The organism is Rhodococcus sp. USK13 (genome assembly GCF_018343855.1).
In the GTDB taxonomy this organism is placed as follows: Bacteria; Actinomycetota; Actinomycetes; order Mycobacteriales; family Mycobacteriaceae; genus Rhodococcus_F; species Rhodococcus_F oxybenzonivorans.
Genome location: NZ_CP069242.1, coordinates 2,816,465 through 2,830,717, shown reverse-complemented (window position 1 = coordinate 2,830,717; position 14,253 = coordinate 2,816,465). Strand labels below are relative to the sequence as shown.

At 65.3% G+C, this 14,253-nt stretch carries 14 protein-coding genes; 6 read left to right on the top strand and 8 right to left on the bottom strand.

The window, feature by feature from the left end:
* Complete coding sequence (locus tag JQT59_RS15615) at positions 1 to 1,446, top strand: amino acid ABC transporter substrate-binding protein/permease (RefSeq protein WP_213576872.1); 1,446 nt, start codon at positions 1 to 3, stop codon at positions 1,444 to 1,446.
* The gene (locus JQT59_RS15610) at positions 1,443 to 2,207 is read left to right on the top strand and encodes an amino acid ABC transporter ATP-binding protein (protein ID WP_109332513.1); all 765 of its coding nucleotides are present in this window, start codon (positions 1,443 to 1,445) and stop codon (positions 2,205 to 2,207) included. The genes JQT59_RS15615 and JQT59_RS15610 overlap by 4 nt, the downstream gene beginning before the upstream one ends.
* A gap of 51 nt (positions 2,208 to 2,258) precedes the next feature.
* On the opposite strand, the gene JQT59_RS15605 is transcribed toward JQT59_RS15610, so the two are convergent.
* Both JQT59_RS15605 and JQT59_RS15600 read right to left on the bottom strand, forming a co-directional pair.
* On the bottom strand, positions 2,259 to 2,699 hold the full coding sequence (locus tag JQT59_RS15605) for a DoxX family protein (protein ID WP_159925049.1): 441 nt from the start codon (positions 2,697 to 2,699) through the stop codon (positions 2,259 to 2,261).
* A 135-nt stretch (positions 2,700 to 2,834) separates the two neighbouring features.
* On the bottom strand, positions 2,835 to 3,677 hold the full coding sequence (locus JQT59_RS15600) for a TatD family hydrolase (protein WP_213576871.1): 843 nt from the start codon (positions 3,675 to 3,677) through the stop codon (positions 2,835 to 2,837).
* Between the two features lie 123 nt (positions 3,678 to 3,800).
* On the opposite strand from JQT59_RS15600, the gene metG reads away from it, so the two are divergent.
* Both metG and JQT59_RS15590 read left to right on the top strand, forming a co-directional pair.
* Positions 3,801 to 5,360, top strand: coding sequence for a methionine--tRNA ligase (metG, locus tag JQT59_RS15595; RefSeq protein WP_213576870.1), 1,560 nt, complete (start codon positions 3,801 to 3,803; stop codon positions 5,358 to 5,360).
* Positions 5,361 to 5,481: 121 nt separating this feature from the next.
* Positions 5,482 to 6,681, top strand: coding sequence for a DUF2786 domain-containing protein (locus JQT59_RS15590; protein ID WP_213576869.1), 1,200 nt, complete (start codon positions 5,482 to 5,484; stop codon positions 6,679 to 6,681).
* Positions 6,682 to 6,700: 19 nt separating this feature from the next.
* On the opposite strand, the gene rsmI is transcribed toward JQT59_RS15590, so the two are convergent.
* Positions 6,701 to 7,531, bottom strand: coding sequence for a 16S rRNA (cytidine(1402)-2'-O)-methyltransferase (gene rsmI, locus JQT59_RS15585; protein WP_213576868.1), 831 nt, complete (start codon positions 7,529 to 7,531; stop codon positions 6,701 to 6,703).
* Positions 7,532 to 7,560: 29 nt separating this feature from the next.
* Here rsmI and JQT59_RS15580 point away from each other — a divergent pair, with 29 nt between their 5' ends.
* Positions 7,561 to 9,114 carry a dolichyl-phosphate-mannose--protein mannosyltransferase gene (locus JQT59_RS15580; protein WP_213577780.1) on the top strand — a complete coding sequence of 518 codons (1,554 nt, stop codon included), beginning with the start codon at positions 7,561 to 7,563 and terminating at the stop codon, positions 9,112 to 9,114.
* Here the strand turns inward: JQT59_RS15580 and JQT59_RS15575 are convergent.
* The 4 genes from JQT59_RS15575 to JQT59_RS15560 form a co-directional block, all read right to left on the bottom strand.
* Positions 9,097 to 10,770: a BCCT family transporter gene (locus tag JQT59_RS15575; protein ID WP_213576867.1), complete on the bottom strand. Its 1,674-nt coding sequence runs from the start codon at positions 10,768 to 10,770 to the stop codon at positions 9,097 to 9,099. The two genes, JQT59_RS15580 and JQT59_RS15575, sit on opposite strands and share 18 nt — an antisense overlap.
* Before the next feature lie 85 nt (positions 10,771 to 10,855).
* On the bottom strand, positions 10,856 to 11,287 hold the full coding sequence (locus JQT59_RS15570; protein WP_208960814.1) for a DoxX family protein: 432 nt from the start codon (positions 11,285 to 11,287) through the stop codon (positions 10,856 to 10,858).
* 47 nt (positions 11,288 to 11,334) lie between these two features.
* Positions 11,335 to 11,709: a GntR family transcriptional regulator gene (locus JQT59_RS15565; RefSeq protein ID WP_159925034.1), complete on the bottom strand. Its 375-nt coding sequence runs from the start codon at positions 11,707 to 11,709 to the stop codon at positions 11,335 to 11,337.
* A gap of 78 nt (positions 11,710 to 11,787) precedes the next feature.
* Complete coding sequence (locus JQT59_RS15560; RefSeq protein WP_213576866.1) at positions 11,788 to 12,471, bottom strand: NAD(P)H-binding protein; 684 nt, start codon at positions 12,469 to 12,471, stop codon at positions 11,788 to 11,790.
* 125 nt (positions 12,472 to 12,596) lie between these two features.
* On the opposite strand from JQT59_RS15560, the gene arsC reads away from it, so the two are divergent.
* Positions 12,597 to 12,944, top strand: a complete 348-nt coding sequence (gene arsC / locus JQT59_RS15555) for an arsenate reductase (glutaredoxin) (protein ID WP_397518008.1) — start codon at positions 12,597 to 12,599, stop codon at positions 12,942 to 12,944.
* Positions 12,945 to 13,010: 66 nt separating this feature from the next.
* Here the strand turns inward: arsC and arcA are convergent, their stop codons facing one another.
* Complete coding sequence (gene arcA / locus JQT59_RS15550) at positions 13,011 to 14,228, bottom strand: arginine deiminase (RefSeq protein WP_213576865.1); 1,218 nt, start codon at positions 14,226 to 14,228, stop codon at positions 13,011 to 13,013.
* Positions 14,229 to 14,253 lie beyond the last annotated feature (25 nt).

Here is a 14,253-nt window from a genome sequence, read left to right as displayed (position 1 = left end):
GTGCCCGCGGTGATCGCCGCGCTGACGCTGCTCGTCACACTCGTCGCGCCAGGCCTCGCGGGCGCGCAACAGCCCGATCCGAATGGCGCGCAACAGCCCGCCCCGGGCAACAACTACATCATCGCCACCGATATCACGTTCGCGCCGTTCGAGTTCCAGGACGAGTCCGGCAAGCTCGTCGGCATCGACATGGATCTGCTCGCAGCTATCGCCGAAGACCAGGGATTCGACTACACCGTCAACGCGGTCGGATTCGACGCCGCACTACAGGCGGTCACGGGCGGGCAGGCCAACGGAATGATCGCCGGGATGTCGATCACCGACGCCCGCAAGGCCACATTCGACTTCTCCGACCCGTACTTCGAGTCGGGCGTCCAGATGGGCGTGCTCGAGGACGACGACTCGATCGCCTCGTACGAGGATCTGCGCGGCAAGTCGGTCGCAGTCAAGAACGGCACCGAAGGTGCCACGTATGCGGAGTCCATCAAGAATCAGTACGGCTTCACCACCAAGTACTTCGCCGACTCGTCGAGCATGTTCGACGAGGTGCGCACCGGTAACTCGGCCGCCGTGTTCGAGGACTACCCCGTACTGGCCTACGGCATCAAGCAGGGCAATGGATTCAAGACCGTCACCGACAAGGTTCCGGGCGCAAGTTACGGCTTCGCCGTGGCGAAGGGCCAGAACGCGCAGCTGCTGCAGCAGTTCAACGCCGGGCTCGCCAACCTGAAGGCCAGCGGCCAGTACGACGAGATCCTCGCCCGGTACCTCGACACCGACGCGAGCACAGACGACAATTCCATTCTCGGATTGATCAAGAGCACCTACCCGCTGTTGCTCGAGGGACTGTGGCTCACGATCGTCCTCACCGTGGTCTCGATCGCGATCGCTCTCGTGCTGGGTGCGATCTTCGGCCTGTTCCGGGTGTCGACCAACATCGTGCTGCGCGGAATCGGCACCACCTACGTCGACGTCTTCCGCGGAACGCCGTTGCTGGTGCAGGCCTTCTTCATCTACTTCGGCATTCCGGCGGCACTCGACTTCCAGATGTCGGCGTTCACCGCCGGCATCATCACCCTGAGTCTCAACGCGGGCGCCTACATGGCGGAGATCGTGCGCGGCGGCATCCTGTCGGTCGACAAGGGCCAGATGGAAGCGTCGCGAAGCCTCGGAATCAGTTATCTGAAGTCGATGCAGAAGGTGGTGATGCCGCAGGCCGTGCGCACCATGATCCCGTCGTACATCAATCAGTTCGTGATCACCCTGAAAGATACGTCGATCCTGTCCGTGATCGGGCTCGCCGAGCTCACGCAAACCGGGCGCATCATCATCGCCCGCAACTACCAGTCCTTCAACATGTGGCTGATCATCGGCGTCATGTACTTCATCATCATCATGGCGTTGACCAAGCTGTCGAACCGCCTCGAGAAGAGGATCAATCGATGACCGAATCGAACCCGACCCCGACGGCCACCACCGAGCCGAAGATTCGCGTGCGCGGTCTGAAGAAGTCGTTCGGTGACAATGAGGTACTCAAAGGCATCGACGTCGAGATCCAGAGCGGCGAAGTGGTCTGCGTGATCGGCCCGTCCGGCTCCGGCAAGAGCACCTTCCTGCGCTGCCTCAATCGGCTCGAGGACATCACCGGCGGCAGCGTCGTCGTCGACAACTTCGACGTGAGCGACAAGAAGATCGACATCGACCGGGTGCGTCAGCACATCGGCATGGTGTTCCAGCACTTCAATCTGTTTCCGCACATGACGGCAATCGAGAACGTGATGCTGGGACCCGTCCAGACAAAGCGGGCAACCAAGGAGGAAGCACGGGCAACGGCGGTCCGCCTGCTCGATCAGGTCGGGCTCGCCGAGAAGGCGGACGCCAAGCCCGCGAGCCTGTCCGGCGGGCAGAAGCAGCGGGTCGCGATTGCGCGCGCTCTCGCCATGAACCCGGACATCATGCTGTTCGACGAGGCCACCAGCGCCCTCGACCCGGAGATGGTCGGGGAGGTGCTGCAGGTGCTCCGCGACCTCGCGAAGGGTGGCATGACCATGGTGGTGGTGACGCACGAGATGGGCTTCGCCCGGGAGGTCGCGGATCGGGTGATCTTCATGGCGGACGGTTACGTGGTGGAGGAGGGCACACCCGAGCAGATCTTCGGGAGTCCACGTGAGGCCCGTACGCAGGACTTCTTGAACAAGGTCCTCTGACACGAAAGTGGCAGAGGACGCCCGAGGCGTCCTCTGCCACTTCCAGCGAGGTCAGACGCGCGCGGTGTCCTTCGCCGCCCAGGGCAGCTTGGCACCGAGGAGCCCGTCGACGCCGTACGCGCCGGACCCGACCACTGCAAGAAGCAGAGAGCTGACACCGAGGGCGAGGACCAGTTCGTATCCGCCCTCACTGGCGAAAATGCCCTTGTCGATGTGCGCGATGAAGAACGCGCCCACCATGTCGAGGAACAGCAGGATGCCGAAGATCGGCACCGCCGCGCCGACGATCAGCGCGAGACCGCCGATGATCTCGAGCCAGGTGACCACGAAGGCCGAGATACCGGGGAGTGGGACACCCATGCTTTCGAATCCGGCCGTCTGCTTGTCCAGCCCGTTGGTGAAGGCCTTCTGCCAGCCGTGAGCGAGGAAGATGATTCCGATGCCCACCCGGGCGATGAGAATTCCGAGATTGCGAACTGCGGGGTTGTTCATGACCGTGCCTTTCATCGAGGCGTCCCCGCGGATCGGGACGACCGTTACGTGACGGCCATCAGCCTAGAATGTCTTAGTTGAAACTTCAACCTAGGGCCTGCGGCCCTGTGAGTGGTTAACGAGTCCAGGGACTCGTCAACCACTCACGGGCCGAAGGCCGTAGACCCGCTCGGCGGTGACCGTCGACGCCCGTGCCAGCGCTTCCGGCTCCTCACCGCGAACCTCTGCCAAAGCACGCACCGTGTAGGGCAGGCAATACGGCTCGTTGGGCGCGCCCCGGAACGGGTGCGGGGTGAGGAACGGGGCGTCCGTCTCCACGATGAGCTGGTCGGCGGGTACGAGGGGAGCCGCCTCTCGCAACGCCTTCGCGTTCTTGAAGCTGACGGTGCCGGAGAAACTGAGCACGTACCCCGCGTCGATGCACTTACGCGCCATGGCCGCATCCGACGAGAAGCAATGGAAGACCACCGTGTCGGGCGCCCCCTCCGCGCGCAGCACGTCCAGCAGCGCCTGATCTGCGTCCCTGTTGTGGATCATCAGCGTTTTTCCGAGCCGCTTCGCCAGGTCGATGTGCCATCGGAAACCCTCTTCCTGCTCCGGCACGGTGGCGCAGCCGTCGAGCTTCCCGGGCCAGTAGAAGTCGAAGCCCGTCTCCCCGACCGCCACCACCCGCGGATCGCCGGCCAATCGCTCGATCTCCGCCTTCGTGACATCGTCGAGGACGTTTGCCCTCGTCGGATGAATGGCGACGGCCGCATACACCCGCGCATCCCAGTTGGCCGCATCGACGGCGAACCGTGCGGCATCCAGGTCGTCGGCCACGGTGACCACGCGCTCCACACCGACAGCGGCAGCCCGGTCCACGATCTTTCGGACACTCGCCGCGTCCGATGCTCCGCATGCGTCGAGATGAGTGTGAGCGTCGACGAGCGGAAACAGTGGCTGGGGCGCTTCGGGTGCGGGACGGTCTTTGCTCATGCGCACATTGTCGACGGCGACACCGCTCGAACGCCAACGCCCTCGTCTCACGGCCGGTCGAAGCGGCGTTTACACCAATCTGCGCGTCGCGGAACCGCGGGGCGCAGATAGAGTGGTCGCACCATGAATGCTGCTGACTCCACCGCTTCGCGGCCACCTTTCTATCTGACGACGGCGATCGCGTACCCCAACGGCGTCCCGCACATCGGTCACGCGTACGAGTACATCTCCTCGGACGCGCTGGCACGGTTCAAGCGCCTCGACGGGTTCGACGTCTTCTTCCTGACCGGAACCGACGAGCACGGCCTGAAGATGCAGCAGACGGCGATCAAGGAAGGTATCGACGTCCGCGAGCTCGCCGCCAGGAACTCCGACGTGTTCGAGGCTCTCGACAAGACCTTGAACATCTCGTACGACCGGTTCATCCGGACCACGGACACCGACCACGAAGAAGCCAGCAAGGCGATCTGGCAGAAGATGCTCGAGCGAGGTGACATCTACCTCGACACCTACTCGGGCTGGTACTCGGTGCGCGACGAGGCCTTCTACACCGAGGCCGAGACGACACTTCAGGAGGACGGCTCGCGGTTGTCCACCGAGACCGGGACGCCGGTCGAATGGACGGAGGAGTCGACCTACTTCTTCAAGCTGTCCGAGTACCAGGACAAGCTGCTGCGGTTGTACGAGGAGAACCCGGACTTCATCGCGCCGGCGACACGTCGCAACGAGATCGTCAGCTTCGTCAAGGGCGGCCTGAAGGACCTGTCGATCTCACGCACCACCTTCGACTGGGGTGTCCCGGTTCCCGGCCACCCCGAGCACGTCATGTACGTGTGGGTGGACGCCCTCACCAACTACCTCACCGGTGCGGGCTACCCCGACACGGAGTCGGAGCAGTTCGGCAAGTTCTGGCCCGCGAATCTCCACATCATCGGCAAGGACATCACCCGGTTCCACACCGTGTACTGGCCGGCATTCCTCATGTCGGCGGGAATCGAGTTGCCGAAGCGGGTCTTCGTGCACGGGTTCCTCTACAACAAGGGCGAGAAGATGTCGAAGTCGGTCGGCAACGTCGTCGACCCGGTCGCCATGGTCGAGCAGTACGGACTCGACGCCGTCCGTTTCTTCCTGCTGCGGGAGATCTCGTACGGGCAGGACGGCAGCTACAGTCACGAGGCCATCGTCACGCGCATCAACGCCGACCTGGCCAACGAGCTGGGCAACCTGGCGCAGCGCTCGCTGTCGATGGTGGCGAAGAACTGTGACGCCCAGGTTCCGGTGCCGGGTGAGCTGACCGACGAGGATTCGGCGATGCTCGCCTCGGCGGACGCCCTGCTGGCCAAGTGCCGTGCCGAATACGACGTCCAGGCGTTGCATCTCGCGCTGGAGGCGATCTGGTCGGTTCTCGGTGAGACCAACCGGTACTTCTCGAAGCAGGAACCGTGGGTGCTGCGCAAGACGGACCCCGAGCGGATGGCCACCGTGCTGTACGTGACGCTCGAGGTGGTGCGCATCGTCGGAATTCTGGTGCAACCGGTGATGCCGGATGCGGCGGAGAAGATTCTGGACCTGCTGGGCCAGAAAGCGGAGGCCCGCCAGTTCACCGACCTCGCCACCCGCATCGTTGCGGGCACGCCACTGCCCGCACCGTCGGGCGTTTTCCCTCGTTACGTGGACGAGTGAGCCGTGCAGGGCCGAGTTGTCGGACCCTGCATGCACACTCTCCTCCATGACGGCGAATAGAACATACATTCGATCTCTACACGGCGGATTCGGCAGTAGTGGATCCGGAAGGGGAGCGCGCGTGTTCGACGACGAAGTGAGTCCGCCGGCGGCGGCCGCCGTCCACACCCTTCTGGGAGAGTTGTCGGCCGCGTACGAGCGCGGCTGGCAACCTGCCGACGTCCTCCATCTGGCGCGGAGATCGAAGGAGCCGGCCGACGCGCCGCTCGCCGCAGCACTCGTCCTGCACGAGGCGGAGCGGACCCGCGCCCAGGATCGGGCGCCCCACGACTGGCTCGACCAACTCCGTTCCATCGCCGAGCAGTACCCCGCCGCTTCGGATCTGGCGCAGCGCATTTCGGATCGAGTCGGTGATGCGATGGACGACATGTCCGACGACGCGGGCGTGCGCGCCCTGGCGGCGGGGTTGCTCTTCGAGGACCCTTACCACTCGGTCTACCAGTTGACCGACCTCTCCTTGGCCTGGACCGATCTGCCCGGGTGGACCGTCCTCACTCCCCCGCCGTCCACCTGGCCCTGCGTTCGGGTCGAGGTCACCGGGTCGGTCGCGAACACCGAGGCCGACGCCAAGGTGCTCAACAGGATTCGGGGATTGCTCGCCAAGGCAGAGGCCACCGACTTCGCCGAGGAAGCCGAAATTTTCACCGCGAAGGCCCAGGAGTTGATGACCCGCTACGCCATCAATGCCGCCCTCCTCCACACTCAGAACGGCTCGGGAAACACCGCTGTCCACAGTCGCCGGATCCATCTCGAAAATCCGTACGTCAAGGAGAAGGTGCACCTGCTCACCGAGATCGGTGACTCCAACCGGGTGCGGACGGTGTGGTTCAGTTCGCTGGCCATCGCCACAGTGGTGGGAACACCACTCGACCTACAGCAGGTCGACATGCTCTTCACTTCACTGCTGGTGCAGGCCACGCGGGCAATGCAATTCGCTGATGCGCAGAGTCGCAGCGGGTCCCGCACCACGTCGTTTCGCAAAGGTTTCCTCGCAGGGTTCGCGAGTCGGATCGGTCAGCGGTTACGCGACGCCGACAGCAGAGCGACAGCCGAGGCCGCGGACGAGGCGTCGATCCCGGTCGGCGACCTCCTGCCAATTCTCGCCACGAAATCCGAAGCGGTCGACGCGGAGTTCGACCGCCTGTTTCCGCGTACTCGCAAAGCCCGCGGAAGGGCGGTGGACGCGCACGGTTGGTACGCCGGGCAGGCGGCCGCCGACGATGCCACCCTCGCACCCGGCGAGCGGGCACTTCGGCGGTAGTGCCACCGTCCCGGTGGCCCTACTCCTTGCGCGAAGCCAGGACGGTTTCGTACAACTCGCGTTTCGACACACCCGGGGTCGCAACCAACGCGCAGGCGTCCTTCAGCCGGGTGCCGTCGGCAACGAGTCGTTCCACCTCGACGACGAGGTCTGCGGGATCCGAAGCCACGATGGTGGCGCCTTCCACCACTACGGTGATCTCGCCGCGCACCCCCTCGGCCGCCCATTCGGCGAGTTCCGAGAGGGTGCCGCGGCGTACCTCCTCGTAAGTCTTGGTCAGTTCGCGGCAGACGGCAGCTCGCCGTGTGCCGCCGAGAACCTCGACGGCGTCGGTGAGACAGTCGGCAAGCCGGTGCGGTGCCTCGAAGAACACGCACGCCCGGGGCTCGTTCACCAACTCCCGCAACCACGTCTTGCGCTGGCCCTGTTTGCGGGGCGGGAAGCCGTCGAAACAGAAGCGCTCCACCGGGAGCCCGGAGAGGGCCAGTGCCGTCGTCACCGCCGACGGTCCCGGCAGGCAGGTCACTGCCAGGTCCTCGGCGACACACGCCGACACCAGCCGGTAGCCGGGGTCACTCACCGAGGGCATCCCCGCGTCGGTTACGAGGAGCACCGTCTTACCCGCCGCAACATCGGCGACGAGCGCAGGCAGTCGTGCCACCTCCACCTGGTCGTAGAAACTGACCACCTTTCCCGTGATGGTCACGTCGAGAGCCGAAGCCAGAGCCTTGGTGCGACGGGTGTCCTCGGCGGCGACGACGTCGGCGGTTTCCAGCGCCGTACGCAGCCGGGGCGAGGCGTCACCCACGTCCCCCATCGGCGTTGCGGCGAGTACGAGGCGACCAGTCATGCCCCACAGCCTACGATTGCCGCGTGACGATGTTGACGGACGAGCGACCGACGCCCTCCGCACGACACTCGGCGGTGGTCAGCCCGGCACCCCTCACCCCTCCCCGCAGCTTCGGTCCCGTGGACCGGGCCCGCGGCTGGGTAGTGACCCTGTTCGTCACGGCGATCGCGGCGATCACCCGGTTCACCATGCTGGGATACCCCACGGACGCGGGCACACCCGTGTTCGACGAGAAGCATTACGCGCCACAGGGCTGGCAGGTTCTCACCGGCGGCTGGATAGAAGACAACCCCGGGTACGGCCTGGTGGTGCATCCGCCGATCGGGAAACAACTGATCGCGATGGGCGAGGCGATCTTCGGCTACAACGGCTGGGGGTGGCGGTTCGCGTCGGCGGTGGCGGGCACGATCCTGGTTCTGCTCGTCATTCGCATCGTCAGGCGGTTGAGCCGGTCCACACTCCTCGGCGGTCTCGCGGGCATCCTGCTCGTCGCGGACGGTGTCACCTTCGTGTCCTCCCGGCTCGGCATGCTCGACATCTTCCTGGCCCTGTTTGCCGTCGCCGCCCTCGGTTGTCTGGTCGTGGACCGCGACCAGGTTCGCGAACGAATGGCCCGCGTGCACGACGAAGGACGGATCGGCGACAGCGACTGGGGGCCGCGTCTGGGTGTGCGGTGGTGGCGTTTCGGTGCCGGAATCATGTTGGGCCTGGCGTGCGGAACCAAGTGGTCGGGCATCTACTTCATCGTCTTCTTCGGGTTGCTCAGCGTGTTGTTCGATGTAGCGGCCCGACGGACCTACGGGGTGCAGCGGCCATGGTTCGGCGCCGCTCTCCGCGACGTCGGCCCCGCACTGTATGCGCTCGTCGTGGTCCCACTGTTCGTTTATCTCGGCAGTTATTGGGCATGGTTCGTGAGCGAGACCGGGGTCGATCGGCACGCAGTGGGCAACGAGATCGGAACCGGTGGAACCTGGTCGTTCCTCCCGTCCGCGCTGCGGTCGCTGTGGTATTACAGCGGCAACGTCCTTCAATTCCACGAAGGTCTCACCAACTCTGCGGGCAACCATCACCCGTGGGAGTCGAAACCGTGGACGTGGCCGATGGGTCTTCGCCCGATGCTCTACTACTTCGCCGAAGGCGGCCACGTGTCCGGATGCAGCGCGTCCAGCTGCGTCAAGGCGGTCATGCTCGTCGGCACGCCCGCGATGTGGTGGCTGGCGGTGCCGATGCTCGCCTGGGCGCTGTGGCAAGCAGTGATCCGCAAGGACTGGCGATATGCCACCGTGCTCACCGGCTACGGCGCCGCCTTCCTCCCGTGGCTCACCACCCTCGACCGCCAGATGTACTACTTCTACGCAGTAGCCCTTGCGCCGTTCATGGTGATGGGTATCGCCCTCGTTCTCGGCGACATCCTCGGCAGGGCCACGTCGTCCTACGAACGACGCGGCACCGGTCTCCTCGCCGTCTGCCTCTACGTGGGACTGGTGGTGGCCAACTTCATCTGGCTGTGGCCCATCCTCACCGGTTTGCCGATCACACCCGAGATGTGGCAAAACCAGCTCTGGCTACCCAGCTGGCGCTGAACCGGAACCCCCGCGTCGGTTCTTCACGGAACTGGGCGAGCGGCGTCGCTTCGCCACCGCTTTCCGGAGTTCCCGCCGCATCTCCCTGGCGTCGACCACGATCGGGTCGCGCGAGAGATCCTTGTACAGCGACACGCACAGACCGATCATCACGATCACGAACGGCGCGGCCGCGATGATCGTCATCGTCTGCAGGCCGTCGAGGGCGGTATCACCACCGGTCCACAGGATCAGGGCAGCCACCCCACCGGTCAGCGAACCCCAGAAAACGACCACCCAGCGCTGCGGATCGAGCGAACCGCGCTGCGAGAGGGTACCCATCACCATCGATGCGGCATCCGCGCCGGACACGAAGAAGATGGCGACGAGCACCATCACCAGAACGGTGGTGATGCCGGTGAGCGGCAGGTGGTCGAGCATCCCGAACAGCTGCCCTTCCTGGGTGTCCTGCCCGGCGAGGTCGATACCGTCGCGCTGCTCACCGATACCCGCGCCACCGAAGATGGCGAACCAGACGAGGCTGACCACACTCGGAACCAGAATGACTCCGAAAACGAACTGGCGAATGGTCCGGCCGCGGCTGATGCGTGCCAGGAACATGCCGACGAACGGGGTCCACGAAATCCACCACGCCCAGTAGAAGATGGTCCACGACGACAACCACTCACCGGTCGCTGGATCGGAGGACGCCCCGGTTCGCGCCGACATCTGCGCCAGTTCGGCAGCGTAGGCACCGATCGTCGTCGGCAGCAGGTTCAGGATCAGGACCGTCGGACCCACCACGAACACGAACAGCGCCAACACGACGGCGAGCACCATGTTGGTGTTGGACAGCCACTGGATGCCCTTCGCGACACCCGACACCGCGGAGGCGACGAACGCCAAAGTCAGCAGTGCGACGATCGCGACGAGCAGGAAGGTGCTCACCTCCGACATCCACCCGACGACCTGAAAACCAGAGCCGATCTGGAGGGCCCCCAGACCCAGCGAGGCAGCGGTACCGAACAGTGTCGCGAAGATCGCGAGCACATCGATGAACTTGCCGATCGGACCTTCCGCGCGCCGACCGAGCAGAGGTATGAACGCCGAGCTGAACAGCTGCTTGCGACCCTTCCGATACGAACCGTACGCGATCGACAGGCCGACCACGGCGTACATCGCCCAGGGGTGCAGGCTCCAATGAAACATGGTGGTAGCCATCGCGGTTCCGATTCCACCGTCGCTGCCGGGGGGCGGCGTGACATAGTGCGCGAGCGGCTCGGCGACACCGAAGAACATCAGCCCGATACCCATGCCCGCGCTGAACATCATCGCGATCCAACTGACCGTCCGAAACTCCGGCCTTTCGCCGTCCTTGCCGAGCGGAATGTGGCCGAATCGGCTGAATGCGAGCCACAACGAGAAGAGCACGAAGCCGGACGCCGACAGAACGAACAGCCATCCGAGATCGGTGACCAACCACGAAAGGGCCTTGCCGGTGGTCGAATCGAGATTGTCGGGGGCCGCGAGACCCCACACGACGATCAGCGCCACCGCCGCGGCAGCGACGGAAAACACGACGTAGTCGGTGCGAACACCGATCCGCTTCAGCCCACCGGATGCGAGCACATTCGGAGACTCGGATGGTTGATCCGGCAGATCAGTATTCATCGCCATGAACAACTACGTTGGTCACTGACGGAAGTAAATGCAAGCTGGGGTGCGCGCCGACCCCTGAACGAGAGCCGCCGTGCGCGTGCAGTCACACCGCGGCTTTGCCCCATCCCGAACCCCGCCCGATCAGGCCGTCGATACCGAGGCGCCCCGCGCCGATGACGGCGAGAAGCAGCGAGCCCACACCTAATGCCACCACGAGTTCGTAACCGCCCTCCGAAACGAAGACACCCTTGTCGGCGTGCACGAGGATCAGCGCACCGAGCATGTCGAGGAACAGAAGAAATCCGGCCACCGGTGTGGCCAATCCCACGATGAGCGCGAATCCGCCCGCAAGTTCGATCGTCGCTGCCGCTATCGCCGAGATGTCGGGAAGTGGTACTCCCATGTCGGCGAACGACTCCTGCGTCGCGTTCACCCCGAATTCGAAGAACTTCTGCCAGCCGTGCGCGACGAAAACGACGCCCAGACCGATGCGTGCGATCAGGATCGCGAGGTCACGGAACAGTGCGGAGGCCATACCGAGTGTTCCCCTTTCTGGAATCGCTTCTTCTGGATGAAGCCAGCTCAACCGGCGCCGCGGAGGGCCGACTGCACGAAGTCGAGGATTTCGTCGTCGGAGACGCCCAGCTTGCGCAGTTCCTGCACATATCGGGTGGCCGCCTTCTCGGCACCGACACGGATCGGGTCGCCACCGCCTGCGATGAAGGTGCCCTGCTTGCCCCGGCTTTCGATCACACCCTGCTCACCGAGTTCGCGGTACGCCTTCGCGACGGTATTGGGGGCCAGCCCTACCTCGACGGCCAGGGCGCGGACCGTCGGGATTTTCGTGCCGGCGATCAGCCGACCGGTGCGCACCTGCTCGATGATCTGTAGCCGCAACTGGTCGAACGGGGCGGTCGACGAATCCGGATCGATGTCGATGTGCACGGCCGCCGCCACCTCCGTTGTTCCAGGCGTTGTATCAGACCGTAGTGGGGAGGGCACGGCGCCGCAATGGCTGGCGGCGAACGCCACCGGTCACAGCGCCGCGACAGCGTCCTCGACCGGGGTCGGCCCGGACGTCAACATGAGGGTCTTCCTCGCAGTACTCGGATCGTCGAGAAGCGCCACGACCACGGCCGCGACATCGGCACGCGGCACGGTGCCACGTTCGAGCGGTGGGGCGGCGAGGGTGACGTGCCCCGTCGGTTCGTCGTCGGTCAACCCACCGGGCCGCAGAATCGTCCAGTCCAGGTAGGTGCGCGCCCGTAGATCTTCTTCGGCCGAGGTCTTGGCGACGAGGTAGGCGGCGAACACGTCGTCGGTGCCCTCCGGAATCGGCTCACCGGCACCGAACGAGCTGACCTGAACGAACCGGCGCACCCCGGCCTTCTCGGCGGCTTCGGCGAGCAGCACCGCGGCGCCGCGGTCGACGGTGTCCTTGCGCTCCGCTCCGCTGCCCGGGCCGGCGCCGGCCGCGAACACGGCGGCGTCCGCGCCGAGCAGCACCTTCGCGACGTCGTCGACGGTCGAGTTTTCGAGGTCGATGACTACCGGCTCTGCGCCCAGCGCTGCCACGGCGTGTTCGTGATCCGGATTGCGGATCAGGGCCACCGCGCGGTCTCCTCTCGCGGTCAGCAGCTTGGTCAGGTGGCGGGCGATCTTCCCGTGCCCACCCGCGATGACGATGCGGCGGGGTGTGCTGTTCGAGTGCTCGGCCATGGTCGATCTCCCTCTGTCGTCGACTGATCCACGTATGCGACTGTTCCACTGACGCACAGTGTCTATTGACGCACAGTGCAGCGCACGGTACCGGCTCATTTGTTCCCGGGTGCAGAATGTTCTGCATGGCGAACACCGCGACGATCTACCACAACCAACGCTGCAACACCTCCCGCACCGTCCTGGGACTGATCCGGGACGCCGGCATCGAACCCACCGTCGTGAAGTACCTCGAGACGCCGCCCACACGGGACGGTTTGCGCAAGCTGCTCGACGACGCCGGGCTGAAGCCGAGCGAGGCGATCAGGAAGAAGGAAGCGATCTACAAGGAGTTGTCGCTGGCTCAGGCGTCGGAGGACGAACTGCTCGATGCCATGACGGAGCATCCCATCCTCATCGAGCGTCCGATCGTCGTGACGGACAAGGGCACTGTCCTGGCTCGCCCGGCCACGAAGGTCACCGAGGTCCTGTAGGCGCTGCGCGCCCGTGCGTGGTTAGCGAGTGCAGAGACTCGTTAACCACTCACGAGCCCGGAGGGCCTACAGCGGGTCACGGGCCACGGGACAGGACATGCAGCGCGGCCCACCGCGGCCCGACCCCAGTTCGGAGCCGGCGATCCGCAGCACCTCGATGCCCGACGCTTCGAGGCGGGCGTTGGTCTCGGCGTTGCGCTCGTAGGCGACGACGACACCCGGGGCGAGCGCGAGGGTGTTGTTTCCGTCGTCCCACTGTTCGCGTTCTGCGGTGACGTTGTCGAGTCCGGTATCGATGACCCGCAACTTCCCGATGCCCATGGCGTCGGCGGCAGCGAAGAGGAAGGGGTCGGCCCCACGGATGGACACACCCTTGTCCTCGCGGTGAATGGTGAACGCCGACAACGTGTCCTGGATGACGGGGTACATCACGACCGCGTCGTGGTCCACCATGGTGCAGACGGTGTCGAGATGCATCGACGCCCTCGACTGCGCGATCGGCACCACCAGTACCGTATGGGCGAGCTCGTCCTCGAATACGCTGCGCGCCAGTGCCTCCGCACCGGCCGGGGTGGTGCGCTCCCCGACCCCCACGGCGATGACACCGGGCGCGAGCAGCAGGACGTCGCCGCCTTCGACGGGGGCGGTGTGTGATTCGTAGGCGCGCCGGGCGCCACGGAACCGCGGGTGGTGCGCGTAGATGATGTCGGTGAGCGACGTTTCCCGCACACGTGCCGGTAACGCCAGCGAGGTGATGGCCACCCGCGGGCCGATCCAGACCGACGAATCCCGGGTGAACAGCAGATTGGGCAGCGGGTCGATGACGAAGTCGCCGCCGTGATGCATGCGCCGGACCAGCGACGCACTGCTGGCCGCGACCGGTAGTTCGTCGAAGGTCATGCCCGCGGTGAGAATGGTGGACAGGTCCTTGGCCGGCACACCGCGCAGGTGGGCGGCCAGTTCCTGGGCGAGCGTATGCCCGAGCTTGCGGGGATCCACCGCAGCACCGATCCCTTGCATGCGCGCCGCACCACTGGCGGCAAGGGTCTCGGTGAGCAGTTCGGACAACAGCAGTACCTCGACACCCCGGCTGCGCAGCACGTCGGCGAACGCATCGTGTTCCTCCTGCGCGCGGTCGACCCAGGGCAGCCCGTCGAAGAGCAGTTGGTCGTTGTTGCGGGGCGTGAGCCGCTTCAGTTCGTCGCCGGGCCGGTGTAGAAGGACGGCACGAAGCTGCCCCACTTCGGAGTTGGCTCCCAACGGCGCAGAACCGGACGCGTTCATGCCTAGACGGTAATGCGGCAGGGCC